This is a genomic window from Bradyrhizobium sp. CCGUVB4N (assembly GCF_024199945.1).
Classification (GTDB): domain Bacteria; phylum Pseudomonadota; class Alphaproteobacteria; order Rhizobiales; family Xanthobacteraceae; genus Bradyrhizobium.
In genome coordinates, this window is record NZ_JANADP010000001.1 from 4,748,694 (window position 1) to 4,768,394 (window position 19,701).

Sequence of the window (19,701 nt, forward strand, 5' to 3'; positions counted from 1 at the left end):
TCACTGGCAATAGTCCCAAAAGCCCTGGGTGCGGGACGGATCGGTGTAGTACCAGCACATGCCGGGCGCGGGGGCTGCACCGGCCCATGCGGCCGCCGTTGCCGCGGTCACGACGCCGATCGCGGCACCCGCGGCAATTGCGCCGCCACGCGGCCAGCCGTACCAGCCCGGCCGTGCCCAACCGCCACGTCCGGCGACCGCTGTGGTGTGGCGAACCGCAACATTGCCGCGCGGTCCTCTGACGGCTGTGGTGCCGCGATAGGCCGCGCCGCGCGGACCGACGGCAGCTCCGCCGCGATGAACGACCGCACCGCCACGGGGGCCCACCGCCGCCCCGCCGCGGCGACCGGCCGCGCGGACCTCGATGAGGTCGGGCGACGCCGTGGCGTCGTGCTGGATCGCGGTCGGTTGAAGCGGGGCCGCCGATAGCGTCGCCGGCGCTATCGTTATGCCGACGGCCAGCACCAGAATGCAGCCTGCCAGTCGTGCCACGTCGGTATGCTTAGACATTTTGTACCTCTTCTTGCTCTTCTGCTTATTGCCTGTCAGATCCATCACCAGTTTCCCGTCATTGCGACGCTCCCGTGCTGCCGCGCTCGGACGCGAACACCGTCTTCCAGTCTTTCGCCATGTCCACGACGGTCCAGCCGCGCTGGGTGGCCTCGTCCCAGGCCTTGTCGAGCTTTCCGACCTTCGATTGGCGGTCGTAGGCGTATTCGCGTGCGGCGTCGGTGTGGTGGACGATGCCGAGGAATCGCGCACCGGAGCCGGCCGCGGTCCATTGCAGCATCTGCTGGTCGCCGTCCGAATTGCCGAAGGCAAGGATCGGGCGGCGGCCGATGAAGCGGTTGATGCCCGACGGCTTGCCGGGGCCGTCGTCGATGAATTCGACCTTCGGCAGCTTCATCAGGACCGGCCGGCCGTCGGCGCCTAGCTTGAACTGCGTGACGCCGGACGAGCCCACGACCTGCTCCGGCGGAATGCCGTAGGCCTTCTCGGCCCAGACCCGCATGAATTCGACGCCGCCGCCGGAGACGATGAAGGTCTTGAAACCGTTCGCGCGCAGATAAGCGAGCAGCTCCACCATCGGCTGGTAGATCAGCTCGTCGTAGGGCCGGTTGAACCGCGGATGCCGGGCCTGCGCCAGCCAGTCGCCGACCGATCGGGCGTAAGCGTCCGTCGTCATGCCGCTGTGCGCCACCGCGAGCAGGGTGAGCATTGCCTTTTGGCCTTGGGCTGCGAGGGCGTCCTTGTCGCCGGCGAGGAACGCCTTGAACGGCTGCTGCTGCTTCCATTCGGGATGCTGCGGCGCCATCGCCTTGACCTGGTCGAGCCCGAACGCGAACTGGAAATAGATCGGCTGCTCGCACCACAGCGTGCCGTCATTGTCGAACACGGCGATGCGCTCGGCGGGCGGCACGAAGTCCGGCCCGCCGTCGCGCGTGACGCGCGCGACGAAGTCGGCAATCGCCGATTTCGCCGCGCCATCGTTCCAAGAGGGCAGGAGATCGGCCGGCTGCGCCATCGCAGCGGCGATGCCGGCCAAACATGCAAGCAGCAGAGCAGCGAGCCGTGCCATCATTGCATTTCCCTTTCCTCCATCGCTCCGGCTATTGCGGCTTCATGCGTTCGAGCTCGTTGAGCCGCTTCAAGGCCGCCTGCTGCCGAAGCAGGCCGTAATTGATGCCGCTCGCGTTCAGCGAGCTGCCTTCCTGATAGGGGAACTGGTCGAAGTCGGAGAAGAACTCCTTGATCTTCCCCTGCACCGGCACGATCAGCCACATGTTTCGGGCCAGGAAGTCGATCGCTCCGCCGCCGTCCTCCATGCCGCGCTCGTAGGGATCCATGCGCAGGTTCGCGATCAGCGACCATGCGGGAATTTCGCGGGTCGCGGTCGCGATATTTCCCTTGGAGGCTGTCGCGAAGCTCAGCTTCCAGTCGTTCCACCTGATGGCGTTGAGATTGCCGCCTTGGTCGAAATAGTAGAGCGCGTCCCGCGGCGGCGTGGTGGTCTCTCCCTTGAAGAACGGCATGAAGTTGTAGCCGTCGAGATGAACCCGGAAGCTTTTGCCGCCGGCGCCGGCGAAGCCGGTCTTCATCTTCTCCTTGATGTCGGGGATGCCGGCAGCGGCGCAGAGCGTCGGGAACCAGTCGATCAGCGAGATGATCTCGTTGTATTGCGTACCGGGCTTCACGACGCCGGGCCACCTGACCATCATGGGAATGCGCATGCCGCCTTCCCATGTCGTGCCCTTCTCGCCGTGGAAGGGTGTCTGGGCGCCGTCGGGCCACAGCGCGAGCTCGGCGCCGTTGTCCGTGGTGTAGAGGACGATGGTGTTGTCGGCGATGCCGAGATCGTCCAGTTGCTGCAGCAATTCGCCGACCATGCCGTCGTGCTCGACCATGCCGTCGGCATGCATACCCTTGCCGGTCTTGCCAAGCGACGACGGCTTCAGATGCGTGAAGACATGCATCCGGGTCGAATTGAACCAGACGAAGAACGGACGGTTCGCGCGGACCTGACGTCCGATGAAATCCTTGGCGCCGCCGAGGAACTCCTCGTCCACCGTCGGCATCCGCGCGGTATTCAGAGGGCCGGTGTCCTCGATCTTGCCGTCGGCCGATGTCTTGAGCACGCCGCGCGGGCCGTACTGCTTCCGGAAATTCGGATCCTTTGGGTAGAAATAGCCCTCCGGCTCTTCCTCTGCATTGAGGTGATAGAGATTGCCGAAGAATTCGTCGAAGCCATGCTTGGTCGGCAGATGCTCGTCGCGATCGCCGAGATGGTTCTTGCCGAACTGGCCGGTGGCATAGCCTTGCGTCTTCAGCACGTCCGCGATCGTCGGCATCCAGTCCTGGATGCCGTGGGGATCGCCGGGCATGCCGATCGTGAGCAGGCCGGTCCGGAACGGCTCCTGGCCGAGGATGAAGGAGGCGCGGCCGGCCGTGCAGCTCTGCTGGCCGTAGGAGTCCGTGAAGATCGCGCCTTCGCGCGCGATCCGGTCGATGTTGGGCGTGCGGTAGCCCATCATGCCCATGGTGTAGGCGCTGATCTGGGGAATGCCGATGTCGTCGCCGAAGATGACGAGGATATTGGGCTTGCGTCCGCTCGGCGGCGCCGCGGCGGGTGTTGGCGACGGCGCAGCCTTCTGCGCCTGGGCAACGGCCTGCGAGGTCAGCGCGGCTGTCGCGACGATCGACGATGTGCCGAGCAGAACCGCCCGGCGATGAATGGCTCGCGCGTGGTCGGAGGTGGAATCCGTGCTGGTGTCGTGCCTGGTCGTTTCACTGCTCATTTGACGCTCCTCGGTTACTCAAGGGTTGTTTGTGCTGGTGACGACGAGTTCCGTTCTGGTGCTTGTCTGGTCTCAACGTGCTTCGCTCATCTGGCGGGCCTCCTGCGGTCATGCGCAGGTATGGACGAAGGCCCGGCCGGATTGATGGATAAGGGGAGGCCTCTGCTGCGGCCGTGCCTCTCGCGCGGTCGCAGATTGCGGCGCGCCGTGGTCAGATGGCGCATCATCTCGTTGGGCGACCAGGGAGTGGCGTTGCGTCCCTTGCAAAAGAGTGTGCGCTCGAGCGCCTCGATCTGTGCGTCAAGCACCGGATCGCCTGCGGCCGCGCGAAAGGCCGCGGCGGTGCTGTCCGGGGCGGCCTTGAGGTGCGGCAACCAATCGAGCAATGCGAAATAGGCCCGGCTGGCGTCCCGGCGGCCGATCGCGCGGCGAAGCTGGTGGAATGCAAAGGCCTCCGACCGGCGGTAGGCGTCTCGGCGTCGTCGATGATCGGCGCTCGCTCGCCGGATCACGCGCGGCGCGATCAGGCCGAGGCCCACAGCGATGATGGCTGCGAGCAGGACGATCAACCAATGGTCTGCGAGGACGTCGCGAATGCCGGCCCAGGTCCAATTGCGGCCCGATTGGCCGACAGGCCTCTCGCCTGTCATCCCGGGAGTTGCGGCAACGGTGAAAGCCACACCGTCGAGATGGATCCGCTCGACCTTGCCGCCGGCCACGTTCCACCAACCGATCTCGATCGCGGGCAGCGCATAGGTGCCGGATCGTTCCACCATATAGGTCGCGGACTCGATCCGGGTCGCGGTCATGACGTCGGTACGCGCCTGCGTCTTGTCTTCGAGCTGAGGCTGCGCCGGATAGAGCCGCAGGCCGTCGACCGCCGAAAACTGCAGCGGGGGCAGCAGCATCGCCGGCGTCCCCTCGGCGGTGATCGTCACCGTCGGGGTGATGGCGTCACCGGCCTTGAGCGGGTCGGACGAACGTTTGATCTGCTGTTCGGCAACCAGCTTTTGGGCCGATACAAACGGACGAAGTGCGGCGGCCGCATCCGGAATGAAGGCCTCGAACGACACACGCGGCAGCGCGACGCTCAGCTCGCGCGTGGCGGGAGGGGCGGCGGCGTATTTGATGCTGACGCTCTGGTCCGCAATCGCATAGGTGCCGGGCTCCTGCGGCGAGATGGCATATTCGTACTGCACGCCGGCATAGGACACGCCGTCGCGCTGCTCATTGGTATTGACGCTCTGCAGCTGCCGGGTCACGGCATTGCGGACCTGGAAGTCGGGCAGCTCGGGCGGCGACGTCATGTAGTTGGGTGCGAGCACGACGATCCGGAGCGTCACGGGCTGTCCGACCACGACACGTGCCGGATCGGCCGTCACCTGCACGATCGGCTCCGCGGCGACCGGCTGTTGCGCGAAGGCGTGCGGTTGCAGCAGCAGCGCGGCGATCCAGACCATGGCTGATCCGATCCATCGTGTCATGGCGCGGCCTTTCGCTGCGCAGGCGCTGCGTCCTGGATCGCGAATTTCAGCTTGAGGAAATCGGCCGGCGAGGTCTGGACTTGACGCATCCAGGCTTCGGCCGCGCCTGCGGTGGTGACGTCCTGCGGCGTCACGGTGATCCTCTTGCCGCCTTTCTGGTTGGGATCGATGCGCGTCTCGTCGGCCTTCTCGTCCGGCGGCGCGGAATCGTCCTGCTCCTGCTTTCGGCGCTTCGCCTCCGCCGCCTCCAGCGCCGCCTGAACGATGGCGCGGTTGGTCTTTGCTGCGGCGTTGCCGGGCTGCGCCTTTAGCACCTCGTCGTAGCTCTTCAGGGCCTTTTCATAGGCGTGGTTCTGCGCCTGGGCATTGCCAAGCGCGAATTTGCCCGCGAGCGTATCGACGCGCGCGAATTCCTCGGCGGCTGCGATGAAGTCATAGCTGCGGTAGGCCGCGATGCCGCGCCACATCGGATCGGCGAACAGATTTTGCGCAGCCCGATACTCGCTGCGGTCGAACGCCAGCCGTCCCTGCTGATCGGGCGTCAGCCACAGGCCGGTGAACCCCGAGGATCCCTCGGCGCGCGACGGCGCCGCGTGCGAGACGATGCAGAGAGCCAAAATCCAGGCCACGGTCGTGCCGCGCCGGAACCAGAGCAGGCTCAGCAGCGCCAGCAGCCAATAGCCTTCGTCGCGCCATTGGGTTCCGAACGCATCGCCTTGCGCGGCCTGAAAACGTGTCTCGATCCGTCGCTCCAGCCGCGCAATGTCGGAGCCGTCGATGCTGACCTTGACGGCATCGATGCCGGCCGGCAGCGCAGAATCGTCAGCGCTGACCGCAAGGACGACAAGGCTGTTGCGCCCGGCCGCTTGCTGCATGGTGGCCGCATCGGCAGTGCCGAGATCGTCGGCGACAAGGAGGATGGTTCCGGCGACGGGTTCGGTCGCCAACGCGTCGGCGGAAAGGGCGATTGCGGCGGCCACATTCTTGCCGTCCGTAGGCATCAGGCCCGGAGACAGCGCGGCCAAGAATGGCGCGATCACGGAACGGTCATCGGTCGGCGGCATCACAAGATGCGCGGTGCCGGCATAGGCGACAAGGCCGGTCCGGGCACCGGCGCGGGCCGCCAGCAGATCGCTGACTTTCTGCTTGGGGCGTTCGAGGCGCGACGGCGCGATATCGGTCCCGCCCATCGAGGCGCCGACGGCGAGTGCGACCATCAGTGGCGCCTTGTCCTCGACAAAGGGCGGCAGCTCCCGCCGCCAGGTCGGTCCGGACAGCGCGACGATTCCGAGCGTCATGGCGGCAGCCACCAGATAGAGCGGATTGACGTGGCGTCCCTGCTGCGGCCGCACGATCAGGTGCGTGAGGAGATGGGGGGCGATCACGCCGCCCCATTGCGCGCTCGCGCTTTGCCGGCGCAGCAGGACGACCAACACCACAGCGAGCGGGATCAGCGCGAGCAGCCAGAGCGGTCGCAACAGATGGAAGGACATCGTGGCCGCGTCATGCATGGCTGACGCTCCTCATCCGGCGCCATTCGCTTCCGAGCAGGAGCGCAAGCCACAGCAGCAGGCCAAGCATGACGGCCGCGCCGAGCGGCCACTGGAACAGCGGTAGCTTCGGCCGCCACGACAGGGTCTGAAGTTTCGCCGGCGCCAGCCGGTCGATATCGGCGTAGATCGCCTGCAGCTCGGCGCCATCCTCGGCTCTGAAGAAGTGCCCGCCCGTGGTGGTCGCGACGCGCTGAAGGGCCCCGAGATCGACGCGAGTTTCGCCGGAAGCTGCGGGATCGCCGACACCGATCGTGTAGACGGCGACGTCGTTCTGGTGGGCGATGTCGGCGGCATGTTCGGGCGGCACGCGGCTCGCGGTGTCGTTGCCGTCGGTCAGGAGGACCAGCAGCTTTTGCTTCGCCGTGCTGGCCGCGAATGTCTTGATGGCAAGGCCGATCGTGTCACCGATCGCGGTCTGCTGGCCGGCCATGCCGACTGCGGCCTGATTGAGCAATTGCTGCGCCGTTTGCAGGTCCTGGGTGAACGGCACCTGCACATAGGCCTTGGTGCCGAACAGGAGGAGGGCGACCCGGTCGCCCTTGCGACGGGCAATGAAATCACTGACCACGCGCTTTACGCCGTCGAGACGGGTCAGCAGCTTGCCGTCGGACGCCTTGAAATCGTTCTGGTCCATCGAGCCCGAGATATCGATCGCCAGGATCAGGTCGCGCGCGGACACGTCGCGCGTCACGGCATCGCCGACCCATTGCGGGCGCGCGAGCGCGATCACCAGCAGTGTCCAGATCGCCACGGCGGCGATCATTTGCACGGCCCGGCGTTCCAGGATGACCGCGCCCCGCTGCGGCGTCTGTCCCGTTGCTGCGGCCAGCCTGTCGAAGAACGGCACCTGGATCGAGGCCTGTCGCGCCCGGTAGGGCGGCAACAGCCACCACGCCAGGATTGGCAGCGGCAGCAACAGAAGCAGCCATGGCCAGGCGAATTCAAGCATGGTGCCCCCTGATCCAGAGGCGGACTAGCCGAAGCAGCGATTGCAGCTCGGCCGGTTCGGGCGGTATTGGCTGATACGGACCGCTTGCGAGCAGGCGGCCCACGCCATGAGAGAACTCCTCGCCGCCATAGCTGCGATCGAGGAAGGAAAGCCATGCCGGCCCGATCAGGGGCGCGACCTGCGCGCGCGGGAAGGCGGCCAGCGACGTGCGCCGCACCAGCACGGTGAGCCTCGACAGCAGTTCCGAAGGCCCCGAATTGCCGGCATGCTCGATCCGCGAGAGCTCCGCGAGCGCTTCGCGGCGATAGCGGTCAACGCGGCGTCGATGCACATAGCGCCACGCCGCCGCAACCACCGCCAGCAGTAGCAGGCCAATCGCGAGCCGTGCCTCCCAGGTCTGTGGCCAGAGGCTCACCTCGCGCGGCAGCGGGACGTCGATCAGGCCGGCGACAGGATCTGCCGTTGCGGATGGAGCTTCAGCCAAGGGCCGCCTCCGTCCGGTTGTGGCGGGTACCACCACCATGGCGTGCCGAGAGGCCGCCGAGCAGCCGGCGAAGTTGTGCGGCGGTGTCCTCCGCGGCGCTGAGCGGCAGCACCGGGATTCCGAGTTCATGCGACCAGTCGAAGATACCCTTCAGGCGATCCTGAGTGGCTCGCGATACGCTTTCGCGAACGCTGTCACGGCCGACCTCGAGCCTGATCTGCAATTCCCCGTCGGTCACGGTCATCGTGGCCGAAGATGGCAGATCGCTTTGCAGGGGATCGTGGACCAGCACGGCGATCACATCGTTGTGCCGCGCCATGTCGGCGACCATGCCCCGCGTCGTCTCGTCGGCGCCATCGAAATCGCTGATGATGATCACGGCCGCATCATGGGGCGCGCGACGCCGCGCGCGATCAAGCGCGGCATTGAGCATCGCCGGCGCGGAGACGAGACCGCGCCCGACACCGAGCGCCTGGTTCTGCGCGACGACGGCGGCGAGGATCTGGAGCACGGTCGCCCGGCTGCGACGCGCCGTCACCTCCGTGATGCCTTGGTCGCCGAACACCACGCCGCCGATGCGGTCGCCGACGCCAAGCACCCGCCAGGCGCCGATCGCGGCTGCCTCCGCCGCCGTCACCGATTTCATCGCGCGTCGGCTGCCGAAGAACATCGACAGGCGCTGGTCGACCACGAGAATCGTTTGCCGGTCACGCTCTTCGTTGAAGACACGGATGTGCGGCTTGCGCAGGCGCGCCGTCACTTTCCAGTCGATCGAGCGGACGTCGTCGCCGGCGCGATAGTCCCTGATTTCCTCGAAGTTCAGGCCACGGCCGCGCATGCGTGAAGCAAAGCGGCCCGAAAGCAGGCTGTGGACCGGCTGACGCGGCAGGAACGAGACCCTGCGTCCGCGGTATTCGAGCGCAATCAGGTCGTCGAGATCGACATAGACACCTGGCAGTTTGGCTCCTGGCAGTTTGGCTGATGTCTCGGGCATGTCGGCCTCAGGCTGCCGCGACGAGCTCGGTGATCTTGTCGATCACCTGGTCGGGAGTGACGCCCTGGGACACTGCCTCGTAGCTGAGGATGATCCGGTGCCTCAGGCAGTCGTGGACGACGGCGCGAACATGGTCGGGTGTCACGAAGTCGTACTCGTCGAGCCATGCGCGGGTACGGGCGCAACGGTCGAGCGCGAGGCTGCCGCGTGGACTTGCGCCGACCTGGATCCATTTGCTCAGGCGCTCGCCATAACGGCCGGGGAAGCGCGTCGCGGAGATGACGTCGACCATGTATTTCTCGGCGAGGTCCGAGACGAAGATGCCGTCGATCTCGCCGCGCGCATTGAGAATTTCCTGCTGCGGGATCGGTGGCGGCTCGGTGGCGTGGTCCTTCGGTGCCTGTGCGTTTTCCGCGCGGTTGAGCCGGATGATTTCGGCCTCCGTCGCTTCGTCGGGATAGGTGATGACGACATGCATCAGGAAGCGGTCGAGCTGGGCTTCGGGAAGGGGGTAGGTGCCTTCCTGCTCGATCGGGTTCTCGGTCGCGAGCACCATGAACAGATCGGGCATCTTGTAGGTCTTGCCGGCGACCGTGACCTGGCGCTCTTCCATGGCTTCGAGCAGCGCGGATTGCACCTTGGCCGGCGCACGGTTGATCTCGTCGGCCAGCACCAGATTGGCGAAGATCGGACCCTTCTGAAACTCGAACTGGCCGCCCTTGTCGGTCTGCACGTAGATTTCAGCGCCGGTCACGTCCGATGGCAGCAGGTCGGGGGTGAACTGCACCCGCGACAGGTCCGCGGCCAGATGCTTTGCCAGCGTCTTGACTGCGCGCGTCTTGGCGAGGCCCGGCAGGCTCTCGATTAGGAGATTTCCATTGGCCAGAAGCCCGATCAGCATGCTCTCGACGAGATGATCCTGGCCGAGCACGGACTGGCCGATGCGTGACTTGAGATCGAGCACGGCGTCACGCGCCGCCGAGCGGTCGGCGTTCGCGGGTGCCTTGAAGGCCGCTGCTCCTGCCGTTCCGGATTCCGACATGCTCTTCCAGTCTTTTTGAGAAACCACCGGCCGGCATTTCGCCGGCCGATGCACGGCGTATTTCTTAGTTCTTGCCCGAGTTCGCCGTGGTCAGTTTGTCCATCACGTCACTGACGGTGAAGCTCGCTGCCTTTGCGCGTGGTGGAAACTCCTTGAAGCTCTCGATGTATTTCGCGACGATCGCTTGAGCCGGGACGAACATGAAGGCGCGGTGGGCCTGCCAATCGGCGTAGTAGATGCTGTCGGGGCCCCGCTCGAACGGATCTGCCCGGAGATTGTAGAGATTTGGCCCGCGTAGCTTGGTGAAGTTGCCTTGCCAGACGCCAAGCGGGGTTTGTGGATTCACCTCAGTGTGCTGCTCCATGAAGGTGATCTTCCACTCGCGGATGCGGAGGGCCATCAAGTCGCCGTCGTCACTCCAATACATGAACTCCTTGCGCGGCGATTCCTTTGCGTCACCCTTGAGGAACGGCAGCAGGTTGAACCCGTCGAGATAGACCTTGAAGGTCTTGCCGTTCAGCGTTGAGCCCTTTTTCAGCTTCTCGACGAGGTCGGTATCGCCATTCGCTGCCGCAAAGGTCGGGATGAAATCCTCATGCGCGCAGACATCGTTGATCACGGTGCCCGGCTGGATGACGCCCGGCCAGCGCATCAGGCAGGGAACGCGGAAGCCGCCTTCCCAGTTTGTCGCCTTCTCGCCCTTGAACGGCGTGGAGCCGCCATCAGGCCAGGTGAAGGCTTCGGCGCCGTTGTCGGTGGTGTAAACGACGATGGTGTTGTTGGCGACGCCGAGATCATCCACGAGCTTCAACAGCTCGCCGACCATCCCGTCGTGCTCCACCATGCCGTCGGGATAAGTGCCGAGCCCGGTCTTGCCCTGCGACTCCTTCTTCAGATGCGTGAAGATGTGCATCCGGGTCGAGTTGAAGTAGCAGAACCACGGCTTGTTGGCCCGATGCTGGCGGTTGATGAAATCCTTCGCCGCTCCGAGGAATTCCTCGTCCACAGTCTCCATGCGCTTGGTATTGAGTGGTCCGGTGTTCTCGATCTTGCCGTCGCTGGTGGCCTTGAGCACGCCGCGCGGCCCGAACTTCTTGCGGAACTCGGGATCCTTCGGATAGTCGGGGTTCTCCGGCTCCTCCTCGGCGTTGAGATGGTAGAGATTGCCGAAGAATTCATCGAAGCCGTGCGCGGTCGGCAGATGTTCGTCGCGGTCGCCGAGATGGTTCTTGCCGAACTGACCGGTGGCGTAACCATAGGTCTTGAGGACGTCGGCGACGCTTGGATCCAGCGGTCCAAGCCCGAGCTCGGCGCCAGGCAGGCCGACCTTGGTCAGGCCGGTGCGTATCGGTGATTGTCCTGTGATGAAGGCCGCGCGGCCCGCCGTGCAACTCTGCTGGCCGTACCAGTCGGTGAAAACAGCGCCTTCCTTGCCGATGCGATCGATATTGGGCGTGCGATAGCCCATGATTCCCAAATTGTAGGCGCTGACATTGAACCAGCCGATGTCGTCACCCATGATGAAGAGGATATTCGGCTTGCTGCCCGAATTGGACGATGACGCAGCGGGAGCCGCCTTCTGAGCCTGCGCGAATGCATCGGAGGTCAGCGCCGCGGCCGCGACGAGCGAGGATGTTCCCAAAAGAAGGTTTCTGCGATCGATCGACTTGTCAGCCCGCGACTGGTTTTTGTTGTTCTCCAATTCGCCACTCATTCCTTACTCCCTATGTTGCAGCACGTCCTTCTTGTTCGCGTTGATTGGCAAGCGGCGCTCGCACCACGCATCGGAAACCGACGTGGCTGGTCGATGTATCGATGGGCTCGGCGTGCCGCGCAGCAGGGCGATAGCGGCGGCAATAATTCGGCGCGCAAAGATGCGAGCCACCTTTCAAGACTTTGCGCGGGATGCGGATGTCTGGTTGACATGGATCAAAGCTCGCCTCCTCACGGCCGCCGCGGGGATTGCTTGGGACGCAGCAGGGCTTTGCGGCGTCGGCCGTGTGCTTGGCCGACCACCAGTCGGAGGTCCACTCCCAGACGTTACCGATCATGTCGTGAAGGCCGTAGCCGTTCGGCGGGAAGGCCATGACCGGCGAGGTACGCTCGAACCCATCCTCGCCGAGATTCTGGACAGGGAAGTTACCCTGCCAGATGTTGGCCATATGCTTGCCGCCGGGCATAAGTGCATCGCCCCAGGCGAACTCCTCGCCCTCGAGGCCGCCGCGCGCCGCGAATTCCCATTCGGCCTCCGTCGGCAGCTCCTTGCCGGCCCAGCGCGCATAGGCCGCCGCATCGCTGTAGGAGACGTGCACGACCGGATGGTCGTCGAGACCCTTGATGTTGCTGCCGGGACCGTAGGGATGGCGCCAGTTGGCGCCGCGCATGAACGACCACCACTGGCTCCAGTCCTTGAGGTCGGTGATGCGGGGCAGGGGCGAGAACACCAGCGAGCCCGCGTAGAGCATCTCCTTCAGCGCGCCGGGATAATCCTTCGGGTCGGGAACGATCTGCGCCTCAGTGACATGGCCGGTGGTATTGACGAACTGCTTGAACTGCCGGTTGGTAACCGGCGTGCGATCGATCCAGAAGCCATCGACGGAGACGCGATGGCTCGGCGCCTCCTCGGGATAATGATGGTCGGATCCCATGCGAAACGTCCCGCCGGGAATGAAGACCATCTCGCCGGTCTTCACGTCATCCGGCAACCACTCGCAGTGATCCAGATCCGCCCGCAGCATGGTGGACACTCCGATACGCGTATCCCACCTGACGCTAAGGCGTAGACATTGGCAGACGACGGCACGTTCCCCGGCTCATTGGACGCATTATCTGGTCCCCTCTTTTTTGGCGCTCGGGGAGAGGAAGACGCCTCATTGCGTCAACATCTCTTTCCTTTGCGCGCACGTAGTCCAGCACGCGGCAAACACCTGCCACGTGCGCTCCGCCATCTGCGGAGCGCGTTCTGTCGAAATCGCTAAGGTTGCAAACGGTATCCGAAGATTTGGCAGCTGTGATGTGCAGTTTGTGCCAGTACGTGTGAGCGACAGGTGAGACTTAATGACCCATGTCGCTAATCGCTCAATCCGCAGCGCGATCTGGTACTTAGCTCGCATCAAATACAGTATTGATTTAGATCAAACCACCAGATCACTTTGTCGCATGGACTCGCGCTAGGGTGGTACTTCACTATCGCCTGCCCCAGAATAGCCGCCCTTCAGCAACAGGGTTCAGCCATGGGGCAATTTCTTCTGGTTGATTCGAAAAAGCTGGACGGTTTCGAAGGACTTCAGCAGGCCGTCCACGGTTCGCATGTCGATGTGATGCAACTCGGCCGCGGGCGATTACGCGGAACGTTGTCCCATATCGGCATCGGCGATTTCTCGCTCAGCATCGGAACGTTCAATGTAGGTATGCGCACACAGCGTGTCTCCAGCGACGACAAGCTGATCATCGGAATGCTGCTGGCGGCCGAAGACCGCGTTGCGCACTGGTCGTTCGACATGCAGCTCAATGACGTGCTTGTGATCCCGCCGTTGCTCGAGCATGACGGGGTCTTTCACGGCGGGTCCGCTTATGCGGCGATGCGCCTCGACCTCAACGAAGTCGCATCCTTGTTCGGCGGCGAGACGAGGCTGAGCGATCCCGACACCTGGCGCAGCCGCGGCCATTTCCGGGCGGACCTCGAGACTGGCGCGATCGCATCGCGCCGCCTGGTTCGGATCATGTCGCATCTGGGCACTAACAAGCTTGGTCTGACGCCGTCGACGGCGGATTTCTGGAAGCGATCGATCGTCGAATGCATGGCGGCCAACGTCATGTCGTCGCTGCCGCCCGACGACGGCGGCTGGTTGCCTTCGGCGCGACGGCTGATCCGCAGGGTTGAGGACTATCTCGACGAAGCTGGTACGCGACCGGTGCATGTCTCCGAGATTTGCGCGGCACTCGGTGTATCGCGGCGCACCTTGCATCGCGCCTTTCAGGAGGTGTTCGGTCTCGGCCCGGTCAGCTTCCTCCGGCACAAGCGCCTCTGCGCCGTTCACTCGATCCTGCACCAGAGCGCGCCCGGCTCGACCACCGTAGCGGCCGTCGCGATGGAGCAGGGCTTTTACGAGCTCGGCCGGTTCGCGCAATATTACCTCGCGATGTTTGGCGAGCGCCCGTCGCAGACGCTCGGGGGTGCAACGTTGCACACGGTCGGAGAGCGCGTCGCCAGGGCCTAGCGCGGTCGGGGCAACGACGGCGCGCGCGTCCCCAGGCGTTCGACCAGGCGGATCAAATAGCCATCGGGATCCTGCACGAGAAACTCACGCTGCCCGACTTCGCGATCGCCGACCCGATACCAGGCCTCGTTCGGCGGCTCGTAGAGCGGCCATTTCGCGCCTTCGAGCGCGCGCAAGATCGGATCGACGCGATCGACGACCATCTGGAAATTGATGCCGCGCCCGAACGGCGGCTTCATCTCCGCCGTCTCCCATCGTCCGTTCAGCTCGCACAGCATCATCTGCAAACGGCCCCTGACCAGATAGGCAAATCGGGCGTCAGGGCGGTCATAGGCGATGTCGAAGCCGAGCAGGTCTCGCCAGAACGCCAGGCTGGTTTGGATGTTCGAGACGCTGAGCTCAGGCACGAGATCGGCAAAGCCGTCACGCGGGGCGCTTCCCGTGCTGTCGGAGGTGGCGCGGGCGACGGGGTCGGAAAGCGGAGGTTTGGACATTGCGGGGCGCGCCAGTCGTCAGCCTCGCTCGCGAACGACGCCATCGTCGCAGAATGCCGGTGTTTTGCCCGACGTGTCAAACCGCATCACGCGAAAAATCGCAGGCTGCTTTCGTCAGGCCCGATCGAAAACAAAAACCGCTATGGAAACAACCCGCCCGCTACTGTGCATGGGGTTGTTTTCGTCGGCCTTACGTCGCGCAGACGATCACGCCGTACCAGCCAAGCCCGCGATAGGTCTCGTAGCCCGGCGTCGCATGGAAGGCGATCATCGCGCCGGAGCGATCCTGGTAGAAGCCGGAGCGCTGGCCGTTGAGCGAGATCGAGATGCGCTCGCTCAAGATGCCCTGGCCGTCGGAGGCGGCGATGACGCGGAAATGCGAGTCGACCAGCAGCACGCGGGCCTTGTCGGCATCGCCGACGCGCACGCCTTGCACGATCGCGCGCGCCTGCGGCTCCCAGTCGAAATGGATGGCGAGCACGCCGATCGGCGCGCCGTTGGCCTGGCCGCCGGCGCGGACGCTGGCGCAGTAGGTCGCGACCTGCGCGTTGCCGAGCAGCGGCTGGTTCTCGATGTCGCCGGCGACATAGTCGTCGCCGGAGCGCAAGGTCTTTGCCTCGCGAAACCATTTGGTGTGGGCGACGTTCTGGCCGACCACACGAAAGCGATCCGCGCGGCCGTTGGCGATGACGTTGCCATCGAGGTCGCAGAGCCAGAGGTCGAGATAGACGGTGTAGGCGCCGAGGATGACGCCGAGGCGCTGCGAGGCATAGCTGACTGCGGCCGGCAAAGGCGAGGCCGCGCAATCGACCACGGCGGAATCGGTCGCCCACCAGCGCACGTCGCAGGTGCGCTCATAGAGGTTGCGGTCGATCAGCTCGACCGCATTGAGGGAGAGATCCATCATCCGCTCGCCGCGCGACCGCTGGCTCATGCGGTCGATAGAGGCGACGAGATCGCCGGTGCGTTTGGTCAGCTGCGTCTCGAGCTCGCGCGCGATGGTCTCGACCTGCTGGCCGACACCGCGGACCTCCTGCGCCACCACCGCAAAGCCCGCGCCTTGCGCGCCGGCCCGCGAGCTCTCGATCAGCGCGTTCAGCGCCAGCATCTTCATCTGGTTGGTGATCTGCTGGATCGACTTGGTCTTGTCGACCGCGATCTGGTTGACCTCCGCGGTCAGGCGGTTGATCAGCGCGGAGATGTCGGAATCGTCGTCGGCGGGTTCGGTGGTGGTCGGCTTGGTTTTCAGACCCAGCGCAGCAGACATCGGGCACTTCCCTTGGCAATGAGGCCTGATCTGCAATGAACCCGGAACAATCGCTTACAGATCGAATAAGATTCGTTTTCGAAGATTCCGCCTAACGCCCGCTTAATTTGCTGTTTTGCGGAATGCCTAAATGGTAGTCAGTCAGCGCAGCAAAGCGGCAATCCACCGCTTTGTGCGGTCCGGCCGTTGCAAATTCCGAGGGATTGCCGGCCAATCCCTTCCAGCCCAGTGACCGGACATCCGCGCTTGTCCGGGTCCCGAGTTCCCAACAGCCGACTTCCCCTTATGACGCCGCCCGCCACCGCCTTGCCCGTTGAAATGCCCCAGGCCTTCCTGGGCGTGGCGCGTTCGCTCACCGACAAGCTCTGGCGCGACCGGCTCGATCCGCGCGGGGCGGCCAAGGCGCTTGCCATCGTGCAGCAGCACCAATTGCCCGAACTGCTGGCCCGGGTGCTGGCCGGCCGCGGTGTCGACATCGACGCGGTCGCCGACTTCCTCGATCCGACCATCCGAAAGCTCATGCCGGACCCGTTCACGGTGACGGAGATGGAAGCCGCCGCGAAGCGGATTGCAGATGCCGCGGCGAAGGGCGAGAAGGTCGCGATCTTCGGCGATTACGACGTCGACGGCGCGACCTCGGCGGCGCTGCTGGCCTGGCACCTGCGCCATTGCGGGCTCGATCCGCTGATCCACATTCCCGACCGCATCTTTGAGGGCTACGGCCCGAACGTCGACGCGGTTCGCGGCCTTGCGGCCAAGGGCGCAACCCTGCTGGTCACCGTCGATTGCGGCACCACCAGCATCGAGCCGCTCGCCGAAGCCAAGCGCCTCGGCATGTCCGTCGTCGTGATCGACCACCACCAGGCCGGCACGGAGCTGCCGGAGGTCGACGCCCTGGTCAATCCGAACCGTCTCGACGATCTCTCCGGCCTCGGCCATCTCGCCGCCGTCGGTCTCGTGCTGGTCACGCTGGTCGCCGTCAATCGCGAGCTGCGCCAGCGCGGCTTCTGGAATGCGGAGATGCCCGAGCCCGATCTGCTCGGCATGCTGCACCACGTCGCGCTCGGCACCGTCGCCGACGTGGCGCCACTGATCGGCCTGAACCGCGCCTTCGTCGCCAAGGGACTGATCGCGATGCGGCGGCGCGACCATGTCGGCCATACCGCGCTGATGGACGTGGCGCGGCTGAATGGCCCGCCGGAAGCCTGGCATCTCGGCTTCATGCTGGGCCCACGCGTCAATGCCGGCGGCCGCATCGGCCGCGCCGATCTCGGCGTGCGGCTGTTGCTCGAGGCCGACAGCGTCGAAGCCGCGCGTATCGCGGCCGAGCTCGACCGTCTCAACAGCGAGCGTCGCGTCATCGAGCAGGCGGCCGAAGCACAGGCCGAAGCCGAAGCGCTCGCATCGATCGGGCTCGAGGACAAGCTCGGCGTCATCGTCACCGCGTCCGAAGGCTGGCATCCCGGCGTGGTCGGCCTTGTCGCATCGCGCCTGAAAGAGAAGTTTTCGCGACCCGCCTTCGCGATTGCGCTCGAACCCGGCGGTATCGGCACCGGCTCGGGCCGCTCGATCGCCGGCGTCGATCTCGGCAAGGTGGTGCGGCAAGCGGTCACTGACGGCATCCTGCTGAAAGGCGGCGGTCACGCGATGGCCGCGGGCGTGACGCTGCGGAAAGAGAAGCTCGCCGAATTCCGCGCCTATCTCGAAAACGCGCTGGCGCAGGACGTCGCCGAGGCGCGCCATGTCAACGAGCTCTATATCGACGGCGCGATCTCGGCGCGCGCAGTGACGACGGAGCTTGCGACCACGCTCAATCGCGCAGGGCCGTTCGGCAGCGGCAATCCGGAAGCCGTGCTGGCGCTGCCGGCGCATCAGCTCGTCTTTGCCGACGAGGTCGGGCAGGCGCATCTGCGGCTGCGCTTCAAGTCGGGCGACGGAGCCATCGTCAACGGCATCGCGTTCCGCTCGGTCGGGCAAAAGCTCGGCAACGCGCTGCTCGCCAATCGCGGCCAACAATTGCATGTTGCGGGCTCCTTGTCGGTCGATCGCTATCAGGGCGCCGAGCGCGTGCAGTTTCGCGTCATCGACGTCGCACTACCGGATCAGGGGCCATCCGTGATTAGGTAGCGCCTGATCCGGAAAAGTGCGAAGCGGTTTTCCGACAAGATCACGCGCAAGACAAAACGGCACCAAACAACAAAAAGAATGGGAGTGAACATGGCAGGACAGGTTGAGGGCAAGGTCGCACTGGTCACAGGCGGCGCATCCGGCATTGGCGAGGCGATTGTCGAGCTGTTGGCGCGCGAAGGCGCGACTGTTGTCATCACCGACATCGATGAGCTCCGCGGGCCCGAGCTCGCCACGCGAGTGACAAAAGCCGGCGGCAAGACGATCTTCCTGGACCAGGATGTCACCAGCGAGGAGCGCTGGATCGAGATCGTCGCCGAGGTCGCGACGCGCTACGGCCGGCTCGACATCATGGTCTCCAATGCCGGTATCGGCATTGCCGTGCCCTCGATCACCGACATGACGCTCTCGGACTGGCGCAAGCAGAATGCGATCAATCTCGACGGCGTGTTTCTCTCGGTGAAGCATTGTCTGCCCTTGATGCGCAAGACCGGCGGCGGCTCGATTGTCATGATGTCTTCGCTGGCGGGCCTGCGCGGCGCGCCGGGCCTCTCGGCCTATTCACTGACCAAGGGCGGCGTACGGCTGTTCGCCAAATCGATCGCGATGGAGTGCGCGGCGGCCGGCGACGGCATCCGCGTCAACTCGGTGCATCCCGGCATCATCGACACGCCGATCTGGGGCAAGATTCCGACCGGGGCCTCCGGCGCCGGCCAGAATGCACCGATCGATCCGGAGGAGCGCGCCAAGGTCGCAACCCCGCTTGCCCGTGCCGGCCAGGCCGCGGAGATCGCCTCCGGCGTGCTGTATCTGGCCTCGGATGCCTCGCGTTACGTCACCGGCAGCGAGCTCGTGATCGACGGCGGCATGAATGCCGGGGGCGTGCCACGGCGGGCGTGAGAGGCGCAGGGCAGGGTGGCGGCCGCAGGGGCTGACGCGCAGGCGCAGGCCCTGTAAAACGCGGCCGTCTCATGCCTAATAGAGGTCTCCTTCGCCATGGCGCATAGCCTTCATGCCTCCTCACCAGCGGCCGCTCGCTCGAACCGGCCGGACCTCGCGACCGATGCGATCCGCACGGCGCGCGAGGATCTCGCCGCCTGCTTCCGAATGGCCGCACGCAATGGTTTCGAGGAGGGCATCTGCAATCATTTCTCGGCCGTGGTGCCCGGCCATGACGATCTCTTCCTGGTCAACCCCTACGGCTACGCCTTCCGCGAGCTGACGGCGTCGAAGCTTCTGATCTGCGATTTCCACGGCCACGTGCTCGATGGCGAAGGCGAGCCCGAGGCGACCGCGTTCTACATCCACGCCGAGATGCACAAGCGCTTGCCGCGCGCCAAGGTCGCGTTCCACACCCACATGCCCTACGCCACGGCGTTGTCGATGACCGAGGGCGATCCCCTGATCTGGGCCGGGCAAACCGCGCTGAAGTTCTACGGCCGCACAGCGGTCGACCGCGATTACAACGGCCTTGCGCTCGACAACGGCGAAGGCGCGCGCATCGCATCAGCTGTCGGGGATGCCGACATCGTCTTCATGAAGCATCACGGCGTGATGGTGCTGGCGCCGACGATTGCGGAAGCCTGGGACGATCTCTACTACCTCGAGCGTGCCGCCGAGGTGCAGGTGCTGGCGATGTCGACGGGACGGAAAGTTCTGCCGGTCGATCCCGCGATTGCAGCTGCGACCTACAACCAGATGCGCGAAGGCGATTCCGAATCCGCGCGGCTGCACCTCGCTGCGATCCGCCGCCAGCTCGATGCGGAAGAGCCGCAGTACCGGCACTGAGGC

The 19,701-nt window shown here is 65.1% G+C and carries 17 protein-coding genes; 4 read left to right on the forward strand and 13 right to left on the reverse strand.

The annotated features are described in order from the left end of the window. The 11 genes from NLM31_RS21655 to NLM31_RS21705 all read right to left on the reverse strand — a co-directional run bounded on the left by NLM31_RS21655 (position 1) and on the right by NLM31_RS21705 (position 12,540). Positions 1–510, reverse strand: coding sequence for a hypothetical protein (locus NLM31_RS21655; protein WP_254193584.1), 510 nt, complete (start codon positions 508–510; stop codon positions 1–3). A 58-nt stretch (positions 511–568) separates the two neighbouring features. Next, on the reverse strand, positions 569–1,582 hold the full coding sequence (locus NLM31_RS21660) for an HAD family phosphatase (RefSeq protein WP_254193585.1): 1,014 nt from the start codon (positions 1,580–1,582) through the stop codon (positions 569–571). Positions 1,583–1,610: 28 nt separating this feature from the next. Further along, on the reverse strand, positions 1,611–3,296 hold the full coding sequence (locus tag NLM31_RS21665) for an arylsulfatase (protein ID WP_254193586.1): 1,686 nt from the start codon (positions 3,294–3,296) through the stop codon (positions 1,611–1,613). 86 nt (positions 3,297–3,382) lie between these two features. After that, entirely contained in the window at positions 3,383–4,780 is a 1,398-nt protein-coding gene (locus NLM31_RS21670; RefSeq protein WP_254193587.1) for a BatD family protein, read from the reverse strand. Further along, positions 4,777–6,291 (reverse strand): VWA domain-containing protein, encoded by a 1,515-nt coding sequence (locus NLM31_RS21675; RefSeq protein WP_254193588.1) that lies wholly within the window; start codon positions 6,289–6,291, stop codon positions 4,777–4,779. Before NLM31_RS21675 ends, NLM31_RS21670 begins: the two co-directional genes overlap by 4 nt. Further along, entirely contained in the window at positions 6,284–7,282 is a 999-nt protein-coding gene (locus NLM31_RS21680) for a VWA domain-containing protein (RefSeq protein WP_254193589.1), read from the reverse strand. Before NLM31_RS21680 ends, NLM31_RS21675 begins: the two co-directional genes overlap by 8 nt. After that, positions 7,275–7,766 carry a DUF4381 domain-containing protein gene (locus NLM31_RS21685; RefSeq protein ID WP_254193590.1) on the reverse strand — a complete coding sequence of 164 codons (492 nt, stop codon included), beginning with the start codon at positions 7,764–7,766 and terminating at the stop codon, positions 7,275–7,277. The genes NLM31_RS21680 and NLM31_RS21685 overlap by 8 nt, the downstream gene beginning before the upstream one ends. Next, the gene (locus NLM31_RS21690) at positions 7,759–8,760 is read right to left on the reverse strand and encodes a DUF58 domain-containing protein (protein WP_254193591.1); all 1,002 of its coding nucleotides are present in this window, start codon (positions 8,758–8,760) and stop codon (positions 7,759–7,761) included. Before NLM31_RS21690 ends, NLM31_RS21685 begins: the two co-directional genes overlap by 8 nt. A gap of 7 nt (positions 8,761–8,767) precedes the next feature. After that, entirely contained in the window at positions 8,768–9,802 is a 1,035-nt protein-coding gene (locus NLM31_RS21695) for a MoxR family ATPase (protein WP_254131283.1), read from the reverse strand. Between the two features lie 64 nt (positions 9,803–9,866). Further along, on the reverse strand, positions 9,867–11,516 hold the full coding sequence (locus tag NLM31_RS21700) for an arylsulfatase (RefSeq protein ID WP_254193592.1): 1,650 nt from the start codon (positions 11,514–11,516) through the stop codon (positions 9,867–9,869). Between the two features lie 10 nt (positions 11,517–11,526). Continuing rightward, positions 11,527–12,540, reverse strand: coding sequence for a formylglycine-generating enzyme family protein (locus NLM31_RS21705; protein WP_254131285.1), 1,014 nt, complete (start codon positions 12,538–12,540; stop codon positions 11,527–11,529). Between the two features lie 495 nt (positions 12,541–13,035). On the opposite strand from NLM31_RS21705, the gene NLM31_RS21710 reads away from it, so the two are divergent. Beyond that, a complete protein-coding gene (locus NLM31_RS21710; RefSeq protein ID WP_254193593.1) occupies positions 13,036–14,022 on the forward strand; it encodes a helix-turn-helix domain-containing protein in 987 nt (328 codons plus the stop codon). On the opposite strand, the gene NLM31_RS21715 is transcribed toward NLM31_RS21710, so the two are convergent. Both NLM31_RS21715 and NLM31_RS21720 read right to left on the reverse strand, forming a co-directional pair. Next, positions 14,019–14,516 carry a VOC family protein gene (locus NLM31_RS21715; RefSeq protein WP_254193594.1) on the reverse strand — a complete coding sequence of 166 codons (498 nt, stop codon included), beginning with the start codon at positions 14,514–14,516 and terminating at the stop codon, positions 14,019–14,021. The genes NLM31_RS21710 and NLM31_RS21715 overlap by 4 nt on opposite strands. 190 nt (positions 14,517–14,706) lie before the next feature. Then, a complete protein-coding gene (locus NLM31_RS21720; protein ID WP_254193595.1) occupies positions 14,707–15,783 on the reverse strand; it encodes a methyl-accepting chemotaxis protein in 1,077 nt (358 codons plus the stop codon). 285 nt (positions 15,784–16,068) lie between these two features. Between NLM31_RS21720 and recJ the strand changes: the two genes are divergently transcribed. From recJ to NLM31_RS21735, 3 genes are all read left to right on the forward strand, one after another. Further along, the gene (gene recJ / locus NLM31_RS21725) at positions 16,069–17,910 is read left to right on the forward strand and encodes a single-stranded-DNA-specific exonuclease RecJ (RefSeq protein ID WP_254193596.1); all 1,842 of its coding nucleotides are present in this window, start codon (positions 16,069–16,071) and stop codon (positions 17,908–17,910) included. Between the two features lie 90 nt (positions 17,911–18,000). Further along, positions 18,001–18,810 (forward strand): SDR family NAD(P)-dependent oxidoreductase, encoded by an 810-nt coding sequence (locus NLM31_RS21730; RefSeq protein ID WP_254193597.1) that lies wholly within the window; start codon positions 18,001–18,003, stop codon positions 18,808–18,810. Between the two features lie 96 nt (positions 18,811–18,906). Beyond that, on the forward strand, positions 18,907–19,698 hold the full coding sequence (locus NLM31_RS21735; RefSeq protein ID WP_254193598.1) for an aldolase: 792 nt from the start codon (positions 18,907–18,909) through the stop codon (positions 19,696–19,698). Positions 19,699–19,701: the final 3 nt, after the last annotated feature.

Coding starts and splice junctions, on each gene's coding strand:
- NLM31_RS21680 (WP_254193589.1), bottom strand. CDS start 7,282: ATGCTTGAATTCGCCTGGCCATGGCTGCTTCTGTTGCTGCCGCTGCCA.
- NLM31_RS21695 (WP_254131283.1), bottom strand. CDS start 9,802: ATGTCGGAATCCGGAACGGCAGGAGCAGCGGCCTTCAAGGCACCCGCG.
- recJ (WP_254193596.1), top strand. CDS start 16,069: ATGACGCCGCCCGCCACCGCCTTGCCCGTTGAAATGCCCCAGGCCTTC.
- NLM31_RS21660 (WP_254193585.1), bottom strand. CDS start 1,582: ATGATGGCACGGCTCGCTGCTCTGCTGCTTGCATGTTTGGCCGGCATC.
- NLM31_RS21715 (WP_254193594.1), bottom strand. CDS start 14,516: ATGTCCAAACCTCCGCTTTCCGACCCCGTCGCCCGCGCCACCTCCGAC.
- NLM31_RS21655 (WP_254193584.1), bottom strand. CDS start 510: ATGTCTAAGCATACCGACGTGGCACGACTGGCAGGCTGCATTCTGGTG.
- NLM31_RS21720 (WP_254193595.1), bottom strand. CDS start 15,783: ATGTCTGCTGCGCTGGGTCTGAAAACCAAGCCGACCACCACCGAACCC.
- NLM31_RS21730 (WP_254193597.1), top strand. CDS start 18,001: ATGGCAGGACAGGTTGAGGGCAAGGTCGCACTGGTCACAGGCGGCGCA.
- NLM31_RS21710 (WP_254193593.1), top strand. CDS start 13,036: ATGGGGCAATTTCTTCTGGTTGATTCGAAAAAGCTGGACGGTTTCGAA.
- NLM31_RS21665 (WP_254193586.1), bottom strand. CDS start 3,296: ATGAGCAGTGAAACGACCAGGCACGACACCAGCACGGATTCCACCTCC.
- NLM31_RS21690 (WP_254193591.1), bottom strand. CDS start 8,760: ATGCCCGAGACATCAGCCAAACTGCCAGGAGCCAAACTGCCAGGTGTC.
- NLM31_RS21735 (WP_254193598.1), top strand. CDS start 18,907: ATGGCGCATAGCCTTCATGCCTCCTCACCAGCGGCCGCTCGCTCGAAC.
- NLM31_RS21670 (WP_254193587.1), bottom strand. CDS start 4,780: ATGACACGATGGATCGGATCAGCCATGGTCTGGATCGCCGCGCTGCTG.
- NLM31_RS21675 (WP_254193588.1), bottom strand. CDS start 6,291: ATGCATGACGCGGCCACGATGTCCTTCCATCTGTTGCGACCGCTCTGG.
- NLM31_RS21705 (WP_254131285.1), bottom strand. CDS start 12,540: ATGCTGCGGGCGGATCTGGATCACTGCGAGTGGTTGCCGGATGACGTG.
- NLM31_RS21700 (WP_254193592.1), bottom strand. CDS start 11,516: ATGAGTGGCGAATTGGAGAACAACAAAAACCAGTCGCGGGCTGACAAG.